The sequence below is a fragment of the Pseudomonas wenzhouensis genome (genome assembly GCF_021029445.1).
Classification (GTDB): domain Bacteria; phylum Pseudomonadota; class Gammaproteobacteria; order Pseudomonadales; family Pseudomonadaceae; genus Aquipseudomonas; species Aquipseudomonas wenzhouensis.
The window spans coordinates 3,752,745-3,768,999 of the sequence record NZ_CP072610.1; the positions used below are offsets into that span (position 1 = coordinate 3,752,745).

General features: G+C 63.1%; 20 protein-coding genes. 19 read left to right on the forward strand and 1 reads right to left on the reverse strand.

The annotated features are described in order from the left end of the window. The 10 genes from J7655_RS17450 to J7655_RS17495 all read left to right on the forward strand — a co-directional run bounded on the left by J7655_RS17450 (position 1) and on the right by J7655_RS17495 (position 5,159). Positions 1 to 789 carry an HI1506-related protein gene (locus tag J7655_RS17450; RefSeq protein WP_230925516.1) on the forward strand — a complete coding sequence of 263 codons (789 nt, stop codon included), beginning with the start codon at positions 1 to 3 and terminating at the stop codon, positions 787 to 789. A gap of 3 nt (positions 790 to 792) precedes the next feature. Further along, a complete protein-coding gene (locus J7655_RS17455) occupies positions 793 to 1,308 on the forward strand; it encodes a gp436 family protein (RefSeq protein ID WP_230925517.1) in 516 nt (171 codons plus the stop codon). Beyond that, positions 1,308 to 1,748, forward strand: a complete 441-nt coding sequence (locus J7655_RS17460; RefSeq protein ID WP_230925518.1) for a phage tail terminator protein — start codon at positions 1,308 to 1,310, stop codon at positions 1,746 to 1,748. The genes J7655_RS17455 and J7655_RS17460 overlap by 1 nt, the downstream gene beginning before the upstream one ends. Further along, a complete protein-coding gene (locus J7655_RS17465) occupies positions 1,745 to 1,954 on the forward strand; it encodes a DUF7210 family protein (protein ID WP_230925519.1) in 210 nt (69 codons plus the stop codon). The genes J7655_RS17460 and J7655_RS17465 overlap by 4 nt, the downstream gene beginning before the upstream one ends. Before the next feature lie 11 nt (positions 1,955 to 1,965). Then, on the forward strand, positions 1,966 to 2,739 hold the full coding sequence (locus tag J7655_RS17470) for a phage tail tube protein (RefSeq protein ID WP_230925520.1): 774 nt from the start codon (positions 1,966 to 1,968) through the stop codon (positions 2,737 to 2,739). A 2-nt stretch (positions 2,740 to 2,741) separates the two neighbouring features. Beyond that, a complete protein-coding gene (locus tag J7655_RS17475; protein WP_230925521.1) occupies positions 2,742 to 3,257 on the forward strand; it encodes a DUF6631 family protein in 516 nt (171 codons plus the stop codon). Between the two features lie 157 nt (positions 3,258 to 3,414). Then, on the forward strand, positions 3,415 to 3,591 hold the full coding sequence (locus tag J7655_RS17480; protein ID WP_230925522.1) for a hypothetical protein: 177 nt from the start codon (positions 3,415 to 3,417) through the stop codon (positions 3,589 to 3,591). Positions 3,592 to 3,710: 119 nt separating this feature from the next. Next, positions 3,711 to 3,917: a Com family DNA-binding transcriptional regulator gene (locus tag J7655_RS17485; protein WP_230925523.1), complete on the forward strand. Its 207-nt coding sequence runs from the start codon at positions 3,711 to 3,713 to the stop codon at positions 3,915 to 3,917. Then, positions 3,889 to 4,038, forward strand: a complete 150-nt coding sequence (locus J7655_RS17490; protein ID WP_230925524.1) for a hypothetical protein — start codon at positions 3,889 to 3,891, stop codon at positions 4,036 to 4,038. The genes J7655_RS17485 and J7655_RS17490 overlap by 29 nt, the downstream gene beginning before the upstream one ends. Next, complete coding sequence (locus tag J7655_RS17495; protein WP_230925525.1) at positions 4,035 to 5,159, forward strand: GNAT family N-acetyltransferase; 1,125 nt, start codon at positions 4,035 to 4,037, stop codon at positions 5,157 to 5,159. Before J7655_RS17490 ends, J7655_RS17495 begins: the two co-directional genes overlap by 4 nt. Before the next feature lie 47 nt (positions 5,160 to 5,206). Here J7655_RS17495 and J7655_RS17500 read toward each other — a convergent pair whose 3' ends face one another. Further along, positions 5,207 to 5,440 (reverse strand): hypothetical protein, encoded by a 234-nt coding sequence (locus J7655_RS17500; protein ID WP_230925526.1) that lies wholly within the window; start codon positions 5,438 to 5,440, stop codon positions 5,207 to 5,209. Between J7655_RS17500 and J7655_RS21135 the strand changes: the two genes are divergently transcribed. The 9 genes from J7655_RS21135 (at position 5,360) to J7655_RS17540 (ending at position 16,192) form a co-directional block, all read left to right on the forward strand. After that, entirely contained in the window at positions 5,360 to 5,764 is a 405-nt protein-coding gene (locus J7655_RS21135; RefSeq protein WP_420850956.1) for a formyltransferase family protein, read from the forward strand. The genes J7655_RS17500 and J7655_RS21135 overlap by 81 nt on opposite strands. A gap of 85 nt (positions 5,765 to 5,849) precedes the next feature. After that, complete coding sequence (locus tag J7655_RS17505) at positions 5,850 to 9,323, forward strand: phage tail length tape measure family protein (protein ID WP_230925527.1); 3,474 nt, start codon at positions 5,850 to 5,852, stop codon at positions 9,321 to 9,323. After that, entirely contained in the window at positions 9,323 to 10,183 is an 861-nt protein-coding gene (locus J7655_RS17510) for a hypothetical protein (protein ID WP_179575904.1), read from the forward strand. The genes J7655_RS17505 and J7655_RS17510 overlap by 1 nt, the downstream gene beginning before the upstream one ends. Beyond that, positions 10,183 to 11,049 carry a hypothetical protein gene (locus J7655_RS17515; protein ID WP_179575905.1) on the forward strand — a complete coding sequence of 289 codons (867 nt, stop codon included), beginning with the start codon at positions 10,183 to 10,185 and terminating at the stop codon, positions 11,047 to 11,049. The genes J7655_RS17510 and J7655_RS17515 overlap by 1 nt, the downstream gene beginning before the upstream one ends. Then, positions 11,049 to 12,749, forward strand: a complete 1,701-nt coding sequence (locus J7655_RS17520; protein WP_230925528.1) for a hypothetical protein — start codon at positions 11,049 to 11,051, stop codon at positions 12,747 to 12,749. The genes J7655_RS17515 and J7655_RS17520 overlap by 1 nt, the downstream gene beginning before the upstream one ends. Then, positions 12,739 to 13,560 carry a phage BR0599 family protein gene (locus J7655_RS17525; RefSeq protein ID WP_230925529.1) on the forward strand — a complete coding sequence of 274 codons (822 nt, stop codon included), beginning with the start codon at positions 12,739 to 12,741 and terminating at the stop codon, positions 13,558 to 13,560. The genes J7655_RS17520 and J7655_RS17525 overlap by 11 nt, the downstream gene beginning before the upstream one ends. Before the next feature lie 10 nt (positions 13,561 to 13,570). After that, on the forward strand, positions 13,571 to 13,813 hold the full coding sequence (locus J7655_RS17530; RefSeq protein ID WP_179574111.1) for a hypothetical protein: 243 nt from the start codon (positions 13,571 to 13,573) through the stop codon (positions 13,811 to 13,813). After that, positions 13,810 to 14,049, forward strand: coding sequence for a hypothetical protein (locus J7655_RS17535; RefSeq protein WP_230925530.1), 240 nt, complete (start codon positions 13,810 to 13,812; stop codon positions 14,047 to 14,049). The genes J7655_RS17530 and J7655_RS17535 overlap by 4 nt, the downstream gene beginning before the upstream one ends. Continuing rightward, positions 14,039 to 16,192, forward strand: coding sequence for a phage tail protein (locus tag J7655_RS17540; RefSeq protein WP_179574112.1), 2,154 nt, complete (start codon positions 14,039 to 14,041; stop codon positions 16,190 to 16,192). The genes J7655_RS17535 and J7655_RS17540 overlap by 11 nt, the downstream gene beginning before the upstream one ends. Positions 16,193 to 16,255 lie beyond the last annotated feature (63 nt).

A 16,255-nucleotide genomic window follows, 5' to 3' on the forward strand; every position in this document is an offset into this window, starting at 1 on the left:
ATGGCTGGTAAATCGACCACCAAGGCGCCTGCAAAGGCGTCCACCAAGAGCGCAGATAAGGCAGCCCCAGCGGCTGCCCCTGCTGCCGCCGAAAAGCTGGACAACCAGCCGGCGGCACCTACCAAGAGCGAGGCACCCGGCTCGGACGCCGGTTCGAGCGGGCAGGAAGCCCACCCTGTCGTGATCCTGGGCGGTGATGAGATTGGCGCGTATCTGGCCAAGCTCAAAGCCGCTGGGGAGAACCTGGGCGACCTGATCCCGCTGTCGCAGCTCGATGAGCCGCTGCTGCGCCAGGTCGGCCAGTTCGTCGAGATCGAGGGCTTTGCCGATTTGCCGACTGAGCAACTGGCTATGCAGATCGAGGCCAAGGTGGGTATCGGCGCAGCGGTAACGCCTGCGCCGTCCACTGGCGACCCTGATACCGCTCCGGCCGCGCCTGATACGGCGGCCGCAACCAGCCAACCGGCATCTGCCGCGCCCCAGGCGTCTGTGGGCGATGCCGTGGTGAATCAACCAGGTGCGGAGGCGCAGGCAGCAGCATCGCCTGCAGGTGGCAATGCCACTGATGCTGTTGATGGCCTGGACGATGACGGCGATATCGAAGGTCTGTGGGTGGTGGCGATTCCCGAACAGGGCTTCCGCCGCTGCGGCTTTCGCTTCACCCGCGAGGGCTTCGGCATCGCCCTGGACGCCCTGACGGCCGAGCAGATCGAGCAGCTGGAGACCGAGCCCAACCTCAAGGTTGAGCGCGGCATCTTCTCCGGCCGTGTCGGCGAGCGCGTGTACTGACCTATGAACTACATCACCCTCGACGACCTGGCCGAACGCCCAGGCGCACGCGAGCTGGCCCAGGTGGCCACCAAGGAAGGCGTGCGTGCGGTGGCCACCGATCTGATGGAGGCCACCCTGCGCGGCGCTGACCGCAGCGCCTGGGAGCCTGACCTGGTCGCCGTTGCGGATGATGCCCTGCAGCGCATCCAGGACGCCGTCACCGAGGCTGAAAGCCTGATTGACGGCTACCTGGCCAAGCGCAGCTACCCGCTGCCGCTCAGCCCGGTACCGAAGCTGGTCACCGGCTGGACACGCGACATCGCCCGGTACCTGCTGCACAAGGATCGCGGCGGTAAAGAGGACAACGACCCGATCGTGCGCAACTACAAGGATGCGCTGAAGTTCCTGGGCCTGGTCGCCGAGGGCAAGTTCAGCCTGGGCGCTGAAGACCCGATCGCCAGCAACCCGGATCTGCTCGACGTGCGCTTCGAGTCCGCCCCGAGCGTGTTCGATCGCAAGAGCCGGAGGGCGTACTGATGAACTTCGCGCCCCTGGATACCACGCTCGTCGAGAATCGCCTGCGCGACCAGGTGCCGGACTTCGACCAGGTCAACGGCGCCGCCGCGTATCACACGCTCAAGGGCCTGCAGGACTTCCGCACCGGCGATTGCTGGGTGGTGCTGGCTGCCGAGACCAACCCGGCAGCCGATGGCGGCCAGCCTCGGCGCAAGGCGGCAGCTGCTGCCGTGTTCGGCGTGGTGATCTGCGCCAAGAACTACCGCGATGTGCATGCGGACGCGGCCAAGGATGAAGTGATGGCTTATGTCGGTAAGTCCCGAGAGGCACTTATCGGCTGGGCCCCAGCCGGCTGGAAGGATTGCATCTGGCTCAAGGGCCAGGTGCTCGATAGCGACAGCGACCGTGTGCTCTGGATCGACATTTACACCACCACCCACGTACTAGGGGGCAACCCGTGAGCAAGCAACCCGAAACTGCAGCCAAGCCGGCTGCCAAGCCCGAGCTGCACAAGGTGAAACTGGCCAAGCCGCACAAGCATGCCGGCCAGGATCACCCCAAAGGCGCGACCATCGACGTGACCGCCCCTGAGCGCGACTTCCTGATTCGCGCGGGTGTGGTCGAGAAACCTGAAACTACCGACGCCGCCGCTCCGGCTGCCGAATAACGAGGTGCACAATGTCTGAGTCTTACTACTTCGGCCAAGGCAAGCTGTGGATTGCCGAGATCGGCGCAGGCGGTGTCCTGGGCGACTGGGTATGGTTGGGTGATGTGTCTGAGCTGACTGGCCAGGGCGCCGAAACCCGCGTTCAACACCGTGAGTCATTCAGTGGCGTCAATGCCATGGTTCGTGACTTCGGCAAAGAGCTGGGCATGACCTGGAACGCCACCATGCACCAACTCGATGCCGACAACGTTGGCCGCTTCACCCGCTCGCGCATGAGTGCGCAAATCGCCGGCACTGTGACCGGTGAGGAGTTGCCGAACCCGGTGGCCAATGGTGATCTGATCTCGCTCGATCACATGAACGTGACCGACCTGGTCATTACCGACAGCGTGACGCCGACCCCGGCTACGTTGGTGCGCGGCACTCACTACGACTACGACATCTTCGGCGATGTCGAGATCCTGACCCTGCCGACCTCGCCGGCACCGACCCAACCGCTGAAAGCCGCCTACAGCCATGGCGCCACCAAGCAAGCAGCGTTCCTGGCCGGTACCGACAAGAACTACGCGCTGAAGTACAAGGGCATCAACCTTGCCGAGAACGGTGCACCGATCCTGGTCGAGCTGTACAAGACCAGCGCTGGCCTGCTGCAGCAACTCTCGCTGATCACCAGTGGCAACCAGTTGGCTGGCTCGCCGGTGACCTTCACCACGCTGCTGGATTCCAGCAAGCCGGCCTCGGGCGATCTCGGTCAGTTCGGCCGCTTCGTTGAAATGGCTGCCTGACCATGGCTGAGCGCAAGAAGAAGCAAGGCATCATCACCGCGCCCGAGGCCCCAGCGGCCGAGGGCGCGGATGACCTGCAGAAACTTCACCCCAACCTGGAGGCGAAGCTGAACGGCCGCATCGTCACCGTGCGTGAGTACGGCTTCGTCGAGGGCCTGCAGGTTCGCCAGCAGCTCAAGCCGTTCCTGGAGGGGCTGTACGAGCTGATCAAGGCCGACTCGGTGCCGCCCCTGGAGCAGATCATGGAGCTGGTCGTTGCCCACCTGGGCGACGTCCTGCAGGCGGTAGCCACCTCGGCCGACATCGAGGTCGAGGAGCTGCGCACGCTGAAGGACCAGGACGAAGGCGATGCCCTGCTTTACAAGTGGTGGACGGCCAACGGCCCTTTTTTCTATCGGCGCGCCCTAAGCCGGATTCTGGCCGAGCGTTATCGCGCGGCCGAGGCGGAAAAGCAGCGCGCTGGGCAGACGTCTACGCCTGCCTCATCCGCGCCGGCTATGGCGACGTCGAACGAATAGGCCGATATACCGAGCGGCAGATCCTGCTGCTGTTCGAGGCTGAAAAGCGCCACCGGCGCACGGAACGTGCCGAGATGCTGAAGGACATGAACCTGGCCTTCGCCGGTGGCGAGGCCGCTGATAAGCACTTCAAAGAGCTGTTGCCGTAGGAGGCACCATGAAACAGGCCATTGCCGAGCTGCAGCGTACTGCAGAGATTGCCGAACATAACCAGCCCTACAGCGAGCAGGCCGGCGACGTCGCCCAGGCCGAGCTGCAGCGCACCACCTCGCAGGAATGCCGTGAGGCGATCGAGCAGTTGAAGGGATGCGAACAGTCGCCTGCAGGCGACTGATAAAGAAAGAGGGCTCCTGCTCCTGGTGCGCTAACACCAGGAGCAGGCGCCAAACAGGCAACACCATGCCAGTCCAGCCAAGGCCCTCCGCTCACGCGTGAGCCGGGCGAGCCTAGCAAATGGTAAAGGTTTTGCCGAGAGTGAAAGAGATTCGATGCGGTACCTGCCAGCGCCTGCTGGCAAAGGCCGGTCACTTCGACCTGCTGCAGATCAAATGCCCGCGCTGCCGGGCCATTAACCATTTGAAGGCCAAGAGCCTCCCGCAAGCGCCCTCGGGCGCTGCCCTGGGGGGCAACGATGTCGCAAAAACCAGCACCCGGCCGTAACGGCTTTAAGTACCGGCCGCGTTTCGGCCTGATCATCCCCTGCCGCGACGAGCAGGATCAGCAGAAGCTGTTCGCCCAGCTCAAGGCGCAAGGCGTGAAAGCGCGGGTGGTGTGCGTATGAGGATTGATATCGCACACCGCTGCAGCGATTTCGACAGTTACCGCGCCGCCCGCGTGAAGTCGCTTTTCAATGTGGAGCAAGGCTGCAACGTCGATATCACGGCCGACCTGCCGATCGAGGCCCAACCGTGGCAGATCGGCGTGGTCGTCGGCCCATCTGGCAGCGGCAAAACCAGCATCGGCCGCTCAATCGGCCACCTGTATCAGCCGCAATGGCCGAAGAACCGGCCCATCATCGACGCTATCGACCCTGACGGCTGCTTTGACGCCGTGGCCGGCGCGCTATCCGCAGTTGGCCTCGGTAGCGTGCCGGCCTGGCTGCGGCCGCACCAGGTGCTGTCGAACGGAGAACAGTTCCGCGCCAACCTGGCCCGCCTGGTGTGTGAGGCGCCCGAGCTGGTGGTGGTCGACGAGTTCAGCTCGGTGGTCGACCGCCAGATTGCCCGTATTGGCGCCGGCGCGTTCGCCAAGTCCTGGAGACGAACGCGCGGCCGGGCCGTCCTGCTGTCTTGCCACTACGACGTCCTCGATTGGGTGCAGCCCGATTGGGTGTATGACACGGCCAGCGGCACTTTCCAATGGGGGTGGCATCGGCCAAGGCCCCGCATCGAGCTGGAAGTCCGCGAGGCTGCGCAGCGCGACTATGCCCTGTTTGAGCCGCATCACTATCTGAGCCTGCCGCCCATGGTTGCTGGCAGACACTACATCGGGTGGGTTGATGATGAGCCGGTCGCGCACATTGCCTTTTCCACCCGTCCGGGCCTGGTTGAGGCGCGGGCCTGCCGGCTTGTAGTCATGCCCGAGTGGCAAGGCGCTGGGGTAGGAATGCGCTTTCTGAACGCAGTTTGCGACCGCTGGCTGGCGGGTCAGAACCGCTACGGGCTGCAATTGCGCACGCTGTTCCACACCAGCCACCCTGGGCTGGCTGCGGCACTGCGCCGCGATCCAAAGTGGACACAGGTCTCGGCGCAGTTGCTGGGCGGCAACAAGGCCAAGTCAGCGGCAACCCTGGCAGCAACAGCGCGCAAGCTAGGACAGAAGCGCATGGGGTCGGGCTTTGGCGGCCACTTCCGTGCGGTCCAGGGTTTCCGCTACCTGGGGGAGCCTGGGCTATGCGAGTAGTGCTAGTTGGCCAGAAATGGCTAGCCGTTCAACTCCTGGAGCGCTGCCTAGCGCTGGGCATAGAGGTTGCGCAGGTTATCGCCCCCGAACCGCAGCCGGGCGCAGACCCTGACAGCCTGGAGCGGGCTGCGCTTGTGCTCGGCATTCCGACCTGCCGGGCGGGTCGCCGGGTCGCGGTCGATCAGGTGCCAGCTTGTGATGTGATTCTGGCCGCCCATGCTCATGCGTTCATATGCAGCCAGGCCCGCGCCAAGGCCCGGCTCGGCGCGCTCGGCTATCACCCCTCGCTACTCCCGCGTCACCGTGGCCGCGATGCAATCCACTGGGCGCTACACATGAGGGAGCCTGTAACGGGCGGCTCGCTGTATTGGATGGATGACGGCGCCGACACAGGGCCGGTTGTGGCGCAGGACTGCTGCCATATCAGGCCGGGCGATACCGCAGTCACCCTCTGGCGCCGCGACCTTGCACCGATGGGCCTTGCGTTGTTTGACCAGGTCTTGCGCAGGCTGCTTGCGGGCGACCCATGTGCGGGCGCCGCCCAGGCGCCAGAGCTGGCCACCTGGGAGCCAGCTTGGTCGCCGGGGGCGCTCTCCAAGGCCTAGCTATATCGGTTTTTGCCTCGTCAAAATTACATCCTGCCCCGCGCGCGCGAGCATGTCGGCATCCCACCCATCTGGATGCTGACCGATGAACAATCGCGGTGATATCGAGTTTGCCCTGCGGCTTCGCACTGAGCTTGAACAAGGCCAGCGCGAGCTGCAGGGGCTTGCTCAGACCGTCGAGGGCGTCGGTGCCGGCGCAGCAACATCAAGCGCTGAACTCAATCACCTAGGCGAGACCGCAGACCAGGCAGCCGCGCGCCTGCGCGGCATCGCCGAGGCGGCGGTACAGCAAAAGGTCGCCGCCGACGCTGCTGCGGCCAGCATGATGGAAAGCGCCAACGCCACGCGCCTGGCGGGCGCAAACTGGCAGGAAAACGCTGCGGCTCAGAACGAGTCGATGCGCGCCTACCACGCCGCCGAGCGCGCCGCCCAGGAGAAGGCCCAGGCCGATCTGCGTGCTGCCGAGGCCGCCGCTCAAGCCGCAGCGGCTACCGAGAAAGAGGCCCAGGAGCTGCAGCAGCTGCTCGGCAAGATCGATCCGGTGATCCGCAAGCTGGACGAGCTGGACAACATGGAGCAGCAACTGCGCCGCGCGCGCGCCTCCGGCCAGATCGACCTCGACACCTTCGACGACTTCAATACCAAGCTGCAGGAGCAGCGTCAGCGCCTGGGCGGTACCACGGACGCGATGCGCGTCGCCGGCATCACTGCCGGCCAGTACCAGCAGGCCATGCGTCAGCTGCCGATGCAGATCACCGACATCACCACCAGCCTGGCCAGCGGCATGCCGGTCTGGCTGGTGGCCGTTCAGCAAGGCGGGCAGATCCGCGACAGCTTCGGCGGCTGGGCCAACGCCGGGCGTGCCCTGGTCAGCACCATCAATCCGCTGACGCTGGCCATCGCCAGTGTCACTGCTGCGATTGGTGCGACGGTGATCGCGGCCGTCCAGGGCGCGGCTGAGACTTACGAGTATGAAAAGGCCATTGCCCTGACGGGAAACTCGGCGGGCGTCTCGGCTGACCAGTTGGCGGCAATGGCCCGCCAGATTGATGCGGTATCCGGTACCCAGCGCCAAGCTGCAGCAGCGCTGGCTGAAGTAACTGCTGCAGGCAAGTTCACCGCCGACCAGATCCAACTGATCGCCACCACGGCGGTTGTGATGGAGAACAGCATCGGCCGCGCTGTCAGCGCCACAGTCGACGAGTTCAAGAAGCTGGCCGAGGAGCCGGCCGAGGCATCCGCCAAGCTCAACGAGCAGTACAACTACCTGACGTTGGCGGTGTACGAGCAGATCGCTGCGCTGGAAGCCCAGGGCGATCAGGCGGGTGCGGCACAGGTGGCGATGGAGGCCCTGGCCGAAGCCATGCAGAGTCGGGCTGCCGATATCGCTGGCAACCTGGGGCTGGTGGAATCTGCCTGGCAGGCGGTCAAGAATGTGGCCGCAGAAGCCTGGGATGCGATGCTCGACATTGGCCGAGCTGACACCTTGGAAGACAAACTCGCCGAGGTGGCGCGTCAACGGCAGACCGCTATGTTCGGCGTGCGTGGAGACCGAGTCGGCGGTGGCATCGATCCGGCGCTGGAAGCGCGCCTGGCTGCCGAGGAAGAAGGCCTGCGCGAGCAGATTCGCCTGCGTGACGAGCAGGCGAAACAGACGGCAGAGGCGGCAGAGGCCGAGCGCGAGGCCATCGCAACCTCCCAGGAGCGCACCAAGGCTGCCGACGCCTTCGTCAAAGGCGCCGAGGCTCAGCTGCAGAGCCTGCAGAACCTGACCAGCGTAGAGCGCGCACAGCGGGTCATGCAGGAACAGAACATCGAGGCTACCAGTGAACTGGGCAAGCGCATGCTGGAGGCGGCTGAAGCCACCGATAAGCAGCGCGAGGCCAACCAGGCCGAAGCCGATGCCAAGCGTGCAGCCACCGAAGAGCAGCGCAAGGCCACTGCCGCACTGCGCGAGCAAGAACGCGCCGCCCAGGCCGCACTGCGTGCAACCGAGCAGAGCGTTCGCCAGCAGCTGAGTTACGTGCAGGGCCTGGAGGATCAGGCCGCCAAGATCGGCCTGACCGCTGCCGAAGTGCGCCAGTACGAGCTGGCCGAGAAAGGCCTGACCGGCGCCATGCGTGCGCGGGCCGATGCTGCGCTGGCTCTGATCGATGCCGCTGAGGCACAGCGCCAGGCCGACGCCAACGCCCGCACCAATGTCGGCCTTGAGGCTGAGTTCCTGCGCGCTGCCGGGCGCGAGACAGATGCCGTGCTGCTGGAGATCCGCACCAAGTTCGCCGGCATGCGTACCGAGTTCGAGAAAGCCGGCAACGAAGCCGGCCTGGCCTGGCTCGACAAGCTGATCCCGGTAGCCGAAGCCAAGGTGCGCGTCGACGACGTGCAGCGCGAGATGGACCGCATCCTGGCCGAGCAGCAGCGCCAGGAGCAGTCGGTCAACGTGCAACAGGATGCCGGCCTGATCACCGAGCTGCAGGCGCGTGAACGCATCCTGGAGATCCACCGCCAGACCTACGCCCAGCTCGAACAGATCCGCCCGGTGCTGGCCGAGCTGGCTGCGCAACCTGGTGCAGTGGGTGAAGCGGCCGCGCAGGCGCTGTACGCCCTCGACTCCCAAGCCCAGCGCCTGATGGCCACCACCACGCTCCTGCAGGAGACGCTGCGTGATGGCCTGACCACGGGCCTGACCGAAGCCCTTACTGGCCTGGCGCGCGGTACCATGACCCTGCGCGAGGCCGTAACCGCTCTCGGCCAGAGCGTGCTCGATGCGCTCACTCGCATGGCGGCCGAGAACCTTGCCCAGTCCATCACTGGTGGCGTGATGGGGCTTTTCGGTGGCGGTGGCCAGGATGGCGCGGGTCTCGCGACTGGCGCTGCGGCAGTGACGACATCAGCCGGCGCGCTTAGCGCAGCAGGTGCCACGTTGATGACCGGTGCAGCGGCTATTCAAACCGCTGCAGCCAGCCTGGCTGCGGCCAATGGAGTCAGCGGCGCTACCGGCTCGGGCTCGTCGGGCGGTTCCGGCTGGTTGGGGCTTATCGCCTCGGGCGCCAGTGCCTATTTCGGCGGTGGCGCTGGCGGTGCTGCTGGGGCCAGTACCTACACCGGTGCTTATGGTTTCGCCGAGGGCGGGAAGGTCAAGGGGCCTGGCACGCCCACCAGTGACTCAATCCTGGCCGCACTCTCGACTGAGGAAGTCGTCATCCGCGCCGCCTCGGCCATGCAACCAGGTGCGACCGACTTCCTCCTGGACTTCAACGCGCGCGGCATGCAGGCGCTGCATGACTGGGCCTTCCAGTCCGCCTACCACCACAACACCGGCGGCCTGGCCGGCGTGCCGGCACCGGCCTTGCCGTCGCCTGGGCTGGCAAACACTCGCCTGGCCGAGCCGGCTAAGGAGTCGGGTACCACGCTCAAGAACAGCCAGAACTTCTATCTGATCGACGATCCGCAGCGGATCGGCGACGTGATGTCCGGCCCGGTCGGCAGCGAGTCGATCGCCGTTGCTATCTCCCGTGAGCCCGGCAAGTTCCGCCAAATCCTAGGACTGAATCCCTGATGCCTCATCAAATCGGCTTCGTCGACAACTCGGGCGGCGTGCTCGCCCACTACAAGATGCTGGAGACCATCCGCGACTTCGCCTCGGCCAACGGCTGGACGGTGCTGCGGTATGACACTGCATCGGTCAACCGAGAGCTGATCTTGCGCGGCAGTGGTCACACGGGCGAAGAGGAGATCTTCATAGGCTTTCAGACTTATCAGAATGCAGGAACGAGCATCTACAACCTAGCTGGCGCAGTCTTTACCGGGTATGTGCCTGGCTCAACATTCTCGCAGCAGCCTGGCTACCGGCCTACGTCTTGCTGTGCTCATGATCTGAGGATTGACTATTGGTTGACGGTGAATCCTCAGCGCATCGCGTTGGCGATGAAAGTAGGAACCTCAGTCTACGAGTCGCTGTATGTAGGCAAGTTTCTTCCATACGCGCGCCCAACTCAGTACCCCTATCCCGTCGCCTGCGTCGGGACGCTCGCTGCGTTCTCCGGCACTCGCTTCACAGATATAAGTGCTAACCACTCCATGGGCTACAAGGGCAATAGCAACAGGATCAGCTTCCGAACGATAGCCGCTTGGAATACGCCTTTCTGTTATCCCTGGGACAGCGCTGACCTCGCTGGAACGACCCAGGTTCCAGCCTCTCAGTTGCGAGATACAGACGGCGTTTATCCACTCCTACCTGTTGAGCTGCATGACAACCTGGCAAACCTTTACGGCGCGCTGGATGGCATCTACTACATCAGCGGTTTCAACAACAACGCCGAGAACACGTTGAGCGTCGATGGCCACGATTACGTAGTGATCCAGGACGCATTTCGCACCGACTTCACTGATCACTATGCGATGAGGCTCGACGACTGATGGCTTACTACAACGGGGCTGTATCGAGCTTTGCTGACCTCAAGGCTGCCCTGATAGCGGCATGCGTCGGTGAGGGATGGGTTTTGTCGGGCAGTGATGTGATTTCGAAGGGAGTCATGTTCATTGAGATATCTGCCGCTGGCCTAACGTGGCGCTTGCGTGGCGGTACGGGCGTAGACGGCGGCGGTGCTTTAACTGGGGGGCTTGCTCAGGGAGTAAGGATGCTTGGCAGCGGCACGCTGGCAGTGACCTGGCCCGCCAGTTACGAGATTTTTGTATTCGACAGTGAAGTCTACTTGGTACTCAACCATAGCGTTGACCGCTATCAGTGGTGCGCATTTGGTAAATCAAGGATCTCCTTACCTGGGACAGGCTTGTGGTTGGCCGCCACTGCTAGCGAAACCGTAGTAACTGGCCTTACAAACGGGCTAAGGACGAACTCGACCACCTATCCATCCGGCCTGCCGGTATGGAGCCCAGGCAGCGGGAACAATTCCGATAATTTCCGGATGCATCACGGCCTCGATGGCGGCACCTGGTCAACTGGGGGGTCTGTCCTGGGGGTAGGTTATAGCGCCTCGCAGCTAATCAACCTGCTCCCGAACTCTTGGAATAACGAGGCTGTGCTGCTACCAGCCCGTGCCTACTACTCGCGCGGATCTTCGAAGGTCTCGCTGGTAATGGAGATGGAGCATGCGCGCATTACGCGGATCGACAATCACTCGCCTGGAGAGGTCGTCACGCTCGGTTACGACAAGTGGAAAGTCTTCCCTGGTTACCGAAAGAACATGAGTGCGCGTAATGGTGGTGTGAACGTTGATCACACCGGCACGTTCGGCTGGGCTATCCGCTATGAGGAGCCCTGATGGCCATCATCTCTGGATATCACGCCCAGCCTGCGATGGCGGGAATAGATAACCCAAACCTATCCAGTGACCTCAATACGATCGAGTGGATCAGTATTCCTGGCGGTACCAGTGCTCTGAAGGTTCAAGGATTGGCGGTTAAAACCCAGGTCTGGCCTCCTGTTGCAGACCGCGAGTTGGATGGCTATATCGGCGGTTCATATGTGGATGACTACTACAACCGATTCCACATCACACCTGCGGCGGTTGATCTTGGGAACGTCGTCTCGGCCCAGTCGTTTCCGGTACGGATCTGGAATGCCTATCTGGAGCCCAGGACATTGGCTGCCATCACTGGTCTCGGCGAAGGAATAGAGGTCGGCGGCCAGCCATTACCGCCGCTTCTGTTCCCCGGCCTCAAGGAACTGACTTGGTCAGTCTCAGTGACACCTGAAGGGGTGCCCGTGCTCGACACGGTGATTGGCTGGCAGTTTGACAACGGACAAAGCCCCTCTGTACGCGTAACTGCCAACCGCATTATCGCCTGGACGTTCGTGCCCGATTGGGGCGATGGCATCCGCGAACGGCTGACAGCAGCAACCGACATCCTGCAGAGCGAATCGGGTGTCAGCCAGCGGCGCAAGCTGCGCGGCGCGCCACGTCGTGAGTTCAATGGCCCAATGTATGCCGAGGGGCGCGAGCGCCAGTTGCTCGATCTCTCCCTGTTTGGCTGGAGCGATCGGATATGGTCGATCCCGATCTGGCCCGATATCCAACTGCTCGATGCCGGCATCGGCGCTGACGTCGACTTCATCCCCTGCAGCACTCAGCACCTGGACTTTCGTGCCGGCGGACTGGCGATGCTGCGTGGCGAGGATGCTTTCACCAGCGAGACCGTCGAGATACTCGAAGTACTCACCAATGGCCTGCAGCTGAAGCGCAACACTCAGTTGGCCTGGCCTGCCGGCTCCAGGATCTATCCTGCGCGTGCCGCGCAACTGCTCGAGGAGCCATCTCTTAGCAAGCTGACCGATCGACTGATCGAGGCCGAGGTGCGCTTCCTGGTAGTTGAGGCCTGTGACTGGCCTGAGTGGCTGCCGGCCACCTTATATAGAGGGCGGCCGGTTTGGGATCGCCGTCCGGATGACACCGAGAATCTCACCCATGCGGCCGAGCGCTTGCGTTCGACGCTCGACAGTGGGTTCGCCCAGCCGTTGATAACCGACACAGCCCGACGCGCCTTCCAGGTGCTGAGCCAACGCCATCTCGACCTCGGTCGCGAAGCTCGGGCCCTGGTGCGCTCGTTCATCTATGGCATGCGTGGTCGGCAGAAGGTGGTTTGGGTACCGAGCCATATGGATGACCTGACTGTCGTCGCTACCACATCTGCGTTGGCCACCATCCTCGACATTATGAATATCGGCTACACCCGCTTCAGCAATGGCAAGCCCGGCCGGCGCGATATTCGCATCGAGCTGTGGAACGGCACGGTGCTGATGCGCCGCATCACTGGCGCTACCGAACTGGATACTCAAACCGAACGCCTGGTGCTCGATGCCCCCCTTGGTATCGAGGTACGGCCTGGCGACATCGCGCGGATCAGTTGGATGAACCTGATGCGGTTCGAGAGCGACACCCAGGAGATCGAGCACATGACAGACAGCCAAGGCGTTGCCGGCTGGACAGCTGTATTTCGCGAGGAGCGCGACGATGAGTTTTAACAGTCGTGAGAACTCGCTGGCTGATGGAGCGCCAATCAGGCTGTACCAGTTCAGCCGAGGTGTCATGCGCTGGCTCTACACCAGTGCAGACCGAGACGCGGTCGTGGGTACGCAGATATTCCGCACGCTTCGCGGCGGTATCTCGGACGACGGGATTCGCCAGACAGGTGAGGCCAGCGTCGAGCTGCTCAAGATCACCGTGCCGGCCGATCTCGCCGTGGCGACGCTCTATCGAGGGGTACCGCCGTCGAACGAGGTCGCCCTGACGATATTCGACAGGCATGCGGGAGAGGACGAGCAGGTCGTCAGCTGGGTGGGCAGCATTCAGAGCGTGACCTGGCCGAAGCGCGACCAGGCTCAGTTGGTTTGCCAGCCGCTATCAGCGCGCATGACGATGCAGGGGCTGCGGCAGGGCTGGGAGCGGGCCTGTCATCACGCGCTCTTTGGCATCGGCTGTGGCGTCAATCGAGACCTATACCGCGTCACAACCGAGATTCAGAGCAAGAGCGGACTGGTCATCAGTAGTGGCGCGTTCGCGAGTTACCCGGACGGCTATTTCACAGCTGGTTGGGTCGAGTGGTCAGTCGGTTCAGGTGAATTCGATCGGAGAGCTATCGAGCGGCACACCGGCAGCAACCTGGCCATGCTGGGTGGGACAGCAGGGCTTCAACCTGGTCAGGCGATCCGCGTCTATCCCGGCTGCAATCAGACCACTCAGATGTGCAACGACAAGTTCGGCAACATACCCAACCATGGCGGCATCCCGCACCTCGCAGGCCGCTCGCCGTTCGATGGCAATCCGGTTTTCTAGGGGGTAAGTCATGGACCCGTATACCTGGGCGTATATCGCCATCATGGCGATCAGTGCCTACGTCTCATACAAGAATCGCCCCAAGTCTGTTGCACCGAAGCCGGTGGCTTTCGAGGACTTCAGCTTTCCGCAATTCGAAGAAGGCACTCCCCAGTGTGTGTTTTTCGGGGACAACTGGACGCCGGACTGGATGGTGCTCTCCTACGGCAACTATCGCACCCAACCGATCAAGACGAAGAGCGGCAAGAAATGATCAGCGACGACGAACTGTTCGTGACCCTGGAGCACATGCACAGCGTGCCGGCATTCAATGGTCGGGCCGGCTACTGCCACAAGGGCGGGCGCGCGTTGGCTGCAAGGTACGGCCTCGACTGGGGGCAGATTGTGAGCGATGGCGGCATCGTGGCCAGCAAGCTGGTCGCCACAGGCGATGCCATGGCACTGCACCTGGTCGAGTTCGCGCGTCGGGAGGTGGGCAATGGGCAGTAAGAAGGCCGTCAAGGTTGGCTATCGCTACTTGTTCGGTATCCACATGGGTGTCGGCAAGGCGATCGATGAGTTGGTCGAGATCAAGGTCGGTGAGAAGCGTGCTTGGTCTGGCAGCGTTACCAGCAACCAAACCATCAACATCAACGCCCCGGAGCTGTTTGGAGGCGACAACGGCGAGGGGGGCATCCAGGGAACGCTCGACGTGATGATGGGCGCGCCTGATCAGCCGCTCAATGGGCGCTTGGCGGCCATGCTGGGCGGGCTGGTACCGGCCTTCCGTGGCGTGTGCACGTTGTTCTATGACGGCCTGGTGACCAGTTTGAACCCTTACCCGAAGGCCTGGACGTTCCGTGTACGGCGCGCATTGAAGGGCTGGGATGGCGCACTCTGGTACCCAGAGCGCTGCGTTATCGATATGGCCAGCGGTGCGATCAAGGCGATGAACCCCGCGCACATCATCTATGAGTGCCTGACGAACCGCGACTGGGGTGGTGGCATGGATCGTAGCCGGATCGATGACGCCTCTTTTCGCGCTGCGGCAACGACGTTACACGCTGAAGGTTTCGGGCTGTGCCTGCGCTGGGTTCGCCAGGACAGCCTCTCGACCTTTGTCAGCCACGTGCTCGATCACATCGGCGGCAATCTCTTTATCAGTCGCAGGACGGGGCTGTTTGAGCTGACCCTGGTACGCGATGACTACGATCCTGAGTTGCTCCCGTTGTTCGACGAGGACAGCGGCCTGCTGTCGATCATGGAGGATGACAACGCCGCGACGGCAGGTGCAGCGAATGAGGTCATCATCAAGTGGCGCAGCCCAATCGATAACACGAACAGGCAGAAGCGCGAGCGCAATCTCGCTGCGATCCAAGGCGCCGGCCAGATCCTCTCGACCACCATCGAGTACCCAGGCATTCCCACTGATGAGCTAGCCGGCCGAGTGGCTGTTCGTGATCTGCGGGCCAGGTCGGTCGGGCTGAAGCGCTTCAAGGTGCAGCTCGACCGGCGCGGCCGCGACATCAAGCCGGGTGGCGCATTCCGCATCCGCAGCCTGAGCCGTGGCATCGAGATGATGGTGGTCAGGGCTGGCCGTTTCGAGGATGGCACCCTCGGCAGTGGTGTGATCACGGTCACGGCTGTGCAAGACGTGTTCGGGTTGCCGGCCACCAGCATGACGCCTCCACAGCCTCCAGGCTGGGTGCCACCGAACACAGCGCCGGCCCCAGCTACTGTCCGGCGACTGACAGAGGTTACATGGCGCGACCTGGTGCAAACCGTCGACCCCGCTAACCTAGCGTTGTTCGATCAAACCAGCGCGTTCATTGCCGCCTTAGCGCTAAAGCCTACGCCCTTGTCGCTGGGCTTCGGGATCGAGTCGAGGGTCGGCAGCGCGGCCTTTGCTAGTGCCGAGAGCGGGGACTTTTGTCCGTCAGGTCTACTGGTTGTGGCGATTGGGCGTACTGAGACCAGCATTCAGCTGACATCGGTCGAAAGCATCGACTTGGTCGAGGTAGGTACTGCTGCGTTGATCGATGACGAGATCATCCGGGTTGTGGCGGTCGACCTCGGCACGTTGGTAGTGACCATCGCCCGTGGCTGCGTGGACACCGTGCCAGGCTCTCACCTTGCGGGCGCGCGCGTGTGGTTCTTCGATGACTATGCAGGGGCTGACCCTACGGAGTACTCCGCTGGTGTCAGCGTGCAGATGCGGCTGCGCAGCATCACTAGCAGCGGCATGCTGGCTCCAGAGCTGGCTCCGATCGATACCCTGGCACTGGTTGGGCGTCAGGCGCTGCCGTACCCACCGGGCCGGCTGCTTATCGGCGGCGCCAGCTATCCGGCCTCGGTCGTTGGTGATGTGGTTGCCAGCTGGGCGCACCGTGATCGCATCGTCCAGGCCGACCAGTTGATCGACACCACGACAGGCGATATCGGCCCTGAACCAGGTACCACTTACAGCTGCAGGTTGCTCAGGGCTGATAACAGCAGCGTGCTGGCAAGCCAGACCGGTATCAGTGGCACGACCGCTACGCTGACCACCACCTATGTGGGCCAGGTCATTCTGGAGGTCTGGTCGGTTCGGGGAGGGTTGAACAGTTGGCAGCGGCACCGAGTCCAGTTCAGCAGGACGGACCCGGTGCCGTGATTTGGCAATTCCGTTGCCATGCGTGAAAATGTCAGCTCACTGCATTTATCGCGCAAACGGCAC